This window comes from Aeromonas sp. ZOR0002 (genome assembly GCF_963866995.1).
In the GTDB taxonomy this organism is placed as follows: Bacteria; Pseudomonadota; Gammaproteobacteria; order Enterobacterales; family Aeromonadaceae; genus Aeromonas; species Aeromonas caviae.
Genome location: NZ_CAWMFQ010000377.1, coordinates 1 through 5,057, shown reverse-complemented (window position 1 = coordinate 5,057; position 5,057 = coordinate 1). Strand labels below are relative to the sequence as shown.

Sequence of the window (5,057 nt, the reverse complement as noted above, 5' to 3'; positions counted from 1 at the left end):
CCCGCCTGCCTGCGGCTGCGGGTGGCCATGAACGACACCGAGCTGGCCGCCGTCAACCCGGCCTGTCTCATCACCGACAGCCAGTTTGCCCGCCTCGATGGCTGGGTCGATCGCCACTACCGCGACAGCCTGGCGCTGGACGATCTGCGCGACCCGTCCCTGGTGCTGGAGACCCGCACCGCCCTGGACGAGCTGACCCAGATCCTGAAACTGGGTTCCGTCTACCCCTTCCAACGCTGAGGTGCGCCATCGGCCTGCAGAGCCGACGCAATAAAAAAAGAGAGCCGGGCAATGCCCGGCTCTCTTTTTAGTCCTTTGCACTGAGCTATAAAACCTGTTCACGAGCTGTAGCGAGAGATCGTCAGCAAGGTGAAGAGCAGCGCAGGAAGCGGAGTGTGTAGATACACATGAGGATTCCGAGCAGCACATGAGCCTTGATCACGACCTCGCAGTAAGCTCGAAACAGGTTCTCAGCGCCAGGGGCTCTGCTGCCACAGGCGGCCGAGGGCCCCCTCCAGCCCCAGTGCCGCCTGCTTGCCAAGCTTCTGGGTCAGGCTCCTGGGTTTGCTGTAGCGGATGCCGACCACCTTGTGATGGCTGGCCTGGGCCAGCAGGTAGTCATCGCTGGTGCAAAGCGCATCCACCAGACCGAGCTGCTTGGCCTGGCTCGCCAGCCAATGCTCGCCGGTGGTCACCTTGTCGATGTCGAGACCGGGTCTGTGCTCGGCCACGAAGGCCTTGAACTGCTCGTGGATGGCCCCCAGCTCCTCGCGAAACTTCTCCCGCCCCAGATCGTCATTCTCGCCGAACATGGTGATGGTGCGCTTGTACTGGCCTGCGGTGTGCATCTCGAATTCGATGTCGTGCTTCTTGAGCAGCTTGTTGAAGTTCGGCATCTGGGCAATGACACCGATGGATCCGACGATGGCGAACGGCGCCGCCAGGATCTTGTCCGCGACGCAGGCCATCATGTAGCCACCGCTCGCCGCCACCTTGTCGATGGCCACGGTCAGCGTGATGTCCTTGTCCCGCAGCCGCTGCAACTGGGAGGCGGCCAGGCCGTAGCCATGCACCACGCCGCCGCCGGATTCGAGGCGCAGCAGCACTTCGTCCCCGGGCCGGGCCACGCCTATCACGGCACTCACCTCTTCCCGCAGGGAGGCCACTTCCTTGGCATCCATGCTGCCGTTGAAGTCGATGACGAACAGCCGGCTGCGCTCATCCTCCCCCTTGGCTTTGGCCTTGTGCTCGGCCTTGCGGGTCTTCTCCATCTGCTTGCGCTCGGCCTTGCCCGCCAGGGCTGCCTGCAGTTGATGGCGCCCCTGCTCCAGCTCGCCGGAGAGATCGGTCACCACCAGCTCCCCCTTGCGGGATTTGGGCTGGCGGCTGCTCGCCACCATCAGGATGACGGCGCCGATGGCCAGCAGGAAGGTGAGGGTCTTGGCCAGAAACAGGCCGTATTCGGTCAAAAATGCCACTTGATGCTCCGCTCAATGTCCGGTTTTTTCACATAGTAAGGAGTTTGCCCCCCTCGCGCAAAAACTCTGCCACCTCCCGTGCCAAGGGCGGAGGGATCGATGCTATCGCCCTGTTTTATTCACATTTTTGCCGTCTCATACTGGTCAACTGCCGGGCCGGATCAGTACACTTGCCCACTCGATTCGTTGCGCCAAGCCGCCAGGCATTGTTAACAGGAGTCCACATGCTCGACTATCAGGCCCCCCGTGATCTGCTCAAGGACAAGGTCATTCTGGTGACGGGCGCCGGTGACGGCATCGGCCGCGAAGCGGCCCTCACCTATGCGGCCCACGGTGCCACCGTGATCCTGCTCGGGCGCACCAGTGCCAAGCTGGAGGCGGTCTACGACCAGATTGAAGCGGCCGGTCACCCCCTGCCCGCCATCGTGCCCGTGGACTTGAAAGGGGCTACTGCCGCCCACTACCGCGGCATGGCGGAGACCTTCGCCCAGCAGTTCGGCCGCCTCGATGGCGTGCTGTTCAACGCCGGGCTGCTCGGCACCCTGTCGCCGTTCGAACACATTCAGGAGCAGGAGTGGGACGAGGTGATGCAGGTCAACGTCAAATCCGAATTCCTGCTGACCCAGGCGCTGCTGCCCCTCATTCGCCAGACCGCCAAGGAGCACGGCGAGGCGTCCATCGTCTACACCTCCTCCAGCGTGGGCCGCAAGGGGCGCGCCTACTGGGGCACCTATGCCATTTCCAAGTTCGCCATCGAGGGGATGATGGAGGTGCTGGCGGACGAGCTGGAGAACACCAGGGTGCGGGTCAACACCCTGAACCCGGGCGGCACCCGCACCAGGATGCGGGCCAGCGCCTTCCCGGCGGAAGATCCGCAGACCCTCAAGACCCCGGCCGATCTGATGCCCCTCTATCTCTACCTGATGGGGCGTGACAGTCAGGGCCAGAGCGGCAAGACCTTCGTGGCCCAGCCCAAATAAATCAACAAATCAACCGGATGGGATTACAGTGAAGAGGGGGTGCCAAGGCGCGCCCTGTTGAATCCCATCGGCCCCAGACAGGTTGCACTATGTTTCGTCCCAAGAGCACGTTTGAGCAATGGCGGATCTTTCAGGCGGTGGTGGACTGCGGCGGTTATGCCCAGGCTGCCGAGGCGCTGAACAAGAGCCAATCCTCCCTCAATCATGCGGTTGCCAAGCTGCAACAGAGTCTGGGGGTGGCCCTGCTGGAGGTGCGGGGGCGCAAGGCGGTGCTGACGCCGGCGGGGGAGATCTTCCTCAAGCGGGCGCGCCAGCTCAGCCAGCAGGTGGAAGAGCTGGAAAACCTGGCCAACAACCTGGAGCGGCAGTGGGAGCCGCAGATCAACCTCTATGTGTCCGTGGTGCAGCCGCGGGAGCGCCTCTACCGGGCGCTGGCCCACTTCTATCCCCGCAGCCGCGGTTGCCGCATCAACCTGCACGAGCGGATCCACTGCCACTTCAATGCGCTGCAGGCAGGAGATCTGATGCTCTCCGAGCACCTGCCCCAGGATCGCACCGGCCTGCCGCTGGACGAAGTCTGTCTGCTTCCTCTGTGCGCAGCGGGCCACCCCCTTGCGGAGCAGGGAGAGCCCATCACTGCCGAGGTGCTGGCCAGCCACAACCAGATAAGCCTGCATCCCCCCATCCACCGCTCGGTGGACTGGAACGATGCGGACGACACCGGCTGGAAGGCGACCCACTATCATGAGGTGCTCAACATGGTGCGCCTTGGCATGGGTTACGCCTGGGTGCCCCGCCACCTGGTGCAGGAGGAGCTCGCCGAGGGCTCGCTGGTGCAGCTCGATCTCACCGGCGGCAACGAACGCTATCTCTACACCTACCTGCTCACCCCCTCGGTGGAGGCGCTGGGGCCGGCGGCTGAGCTGTTGCTGCGCTGCCTGCGCATCGAATACCAGGGAGACAACCCCAGGTAAGGCCGCTTCTTCCCCGCACGACCGGGGCACTGGTGCCGGCACATCCAGGCATCGGCTCCCTTTTGCATCCCCTATACGTTGGGGACCCGCCAGCAGGCGGCCAGCGCCATCAGCGCCAGGGCCGCCGCCACCATGAAGACCCCGTGGAAGCTCCAGAGCTCCGCCACCGTCCCCGCGATGGCCCCCGCCATGATGGAGCCGGTGCGGATGCTGTTGGAAAAGAGCGTGGTCGCCACCCCGGCGCGCCCTGGCATCAAGTCCTGGAAATAGGACATGCCGATGCCGGCCACGATGCCGATGAAGATGGCATTGAGCAGTTGCAGCGCAATGAGGGCATGCTGGCTCGACAGGGTCACGAGACCGCCATAGAAACCGACCCCGGCCAGCACCGCCAGCAGCATCATGGGCCGCTTGCCGAAGCGCCGGGTGTAGTAGCCCGCCAGCAGCATGAAGGGGATCTCCAGGGCCGCCGCCGTGCCCATCAGCAAACCGGCCAGCTTCTCCTCCAGCCCCAGCTCGCGGGTGATGTAGAGGGGCATGTTGATGAGGTACATGCTGTTGCAGGTCCACATCAGGGTGGAGGCGATGAAGAGCGCCCGCACCGACGGATCCCGCCAGCTGCTCACCCGCTCCACCTCGCTGTCCATCACCGGCAGCGGCAGGGAGGGAAGCCAGCGCCACACCACGAAGGCGCAGATGACATAGGCCAGCGCCGAGGCCAGATACATCACCTCAAAGCCGTAGCCGATGGCGAGCGCGAAGGCGATGGGCGGCCCTATCACCCAGGCCAGGGAGAACTGGGCCCGCAGCACCGAGCTGAACATGTCGGCCTGTTTGTTGCGGCTGTCGGCGTATTCCCGCGCCAGGGCGAACAGCTGCGGGCTGGCGGTGGCGGTCAGGCTCGCCAGCAGCACCCCCAGGCTCACCAGCAACCAGTACTGCCGGTTCCAGGCAAACAGCAGAGAGAGCACGATGCCGGCGAAGCAGCAGCGCAGGATCAGCTGCTTGCGATCCCCCTTGTTGTCGGAGCGGTGGCCGAGCCACTGGCTGATGAGGATGCCGATCACCGCGTTCACCGTGTAGAAGAGCCCCACCAGGAAGGGGCGCACCTGCACCTCCTCGGCCAGAAACAGGCTCAAGGTCGGCACCTGCAGCGCCACCGCCACCCCGGTCATGAAGGTCACGGCGAGAAACGAGAGAGAGACGGGATCCGGCCTCTTGCGGGCAACAGACAGCAAACTCATAGAGATACCATTGATATGGAAGAAAAAAAGGAGCCAGATGCGGGCGGGCTTGGCGTATGGCGGCGGCTATTTTATGTCATTATCAACAGCCACCTCAAGGGTTGCGGGGGGGCGTCCAAGTCCGTACATTGGAAGCCCATCCAGCGCCAGTACAAGGATTTAACATGTTTGATTTTGACCGGGAAATAGATCGCAGCGGTACCATGAGCCTGAAATGGGACAAATACAAGGGTCAGGATGTCCTGCCCATGTGGGTCGCAGACACCGACTTCGTCTCTCCCCCCGCCGTACTGGAGGCCCTTACCAAACGGGTCGCCCACGGCATCTTCGGCTATTCGCGCCCCTCTCCCCGGCTCATCGAACTGATCGTATCGCGTCTGG

At 63.7% G+C, this 5,057-nt stretch carries 5 protein-coding genes and 1 pseudogene; 4 read left to right on the top strand and 2 right to left on the bottom strand.

Annotated features, from left to right (window positions below):
- On the top strand, window positions 1-240 hold a 240-nt coding region (locus AACR77_RS23215; protein WP_231563159.1), incomplete at its 5' end, for an N-succinylarginine dihydrolase.
- 230 nt (window positions 241-470) lie between these two features.
- On the opposite strand, the gene sohB is transcribed toward AACR77_RS23215, so the two are convergent.
- A complete protein-coding gene (sohB, locus tag AACR77_RS20305) occupies window positions 471-1,478 on the bottom strand; it encodes a protease SohB (protein ID WP_042880316.1) in 1,008 nt (335 codons plus the stop codon).
- Window positions 1,479-1,702: 224 nt separating this feature from the next.
- Here sohB and AACR77_RS20300 point away from each other — a divergent pair, with 224 nt between their 5' ends.
- Window positions 1,703-2,458, top strand: a complete 756-nt coding sequence (locus AACR77_RS20300) for a YciK family oxidoreductase (RefSeq protein WP_042880314.1) — start codon at window positions 1,703-1,705, stop codon at window positions 2,456-2,458.
- 89 nt (window positions 2,459-2,547) lie between these two features.
- Window positions 2,548-3,432 (top strand): LysR family transcriptional regulator, encoded by an 885-nt coding sequence (locus tag AACR77_RS20295; RefSeq protein WP_042015608.1) that lies wholly within the window; start codon window positions 2,548-2,550, stop codon window positions 3,430-3,432.
- A gap of 71 nt (window positions 3,433-3,503) precedes the next feature.
- On the opposite strand, the gene AACR77_RS20290 is transcribed toward AACR77_RS20295, so the two are convergent.
- Complete coding sequence (locus AACR77_RS20290; protein WP_039040518.1) at window positions 3,504-4,676, bottom strand: MFS transporter; 1,173 nt, start codon at window positions 4,674-4,676, stop codon at window positions 3,504-3,506.
- Window positions 4,677-4,840: 164 nt separating this feature from the next.
- On the opposite strand from AACR77_RS20290, the pseudogene AACR77_RS20285 reads away from it, so the two are divergent.
- Window positions 4,841-5,057: pseudogene (locus AACR77_RS20285) on the top strand (aspartate aminotransferase); the annotation flags it as partial.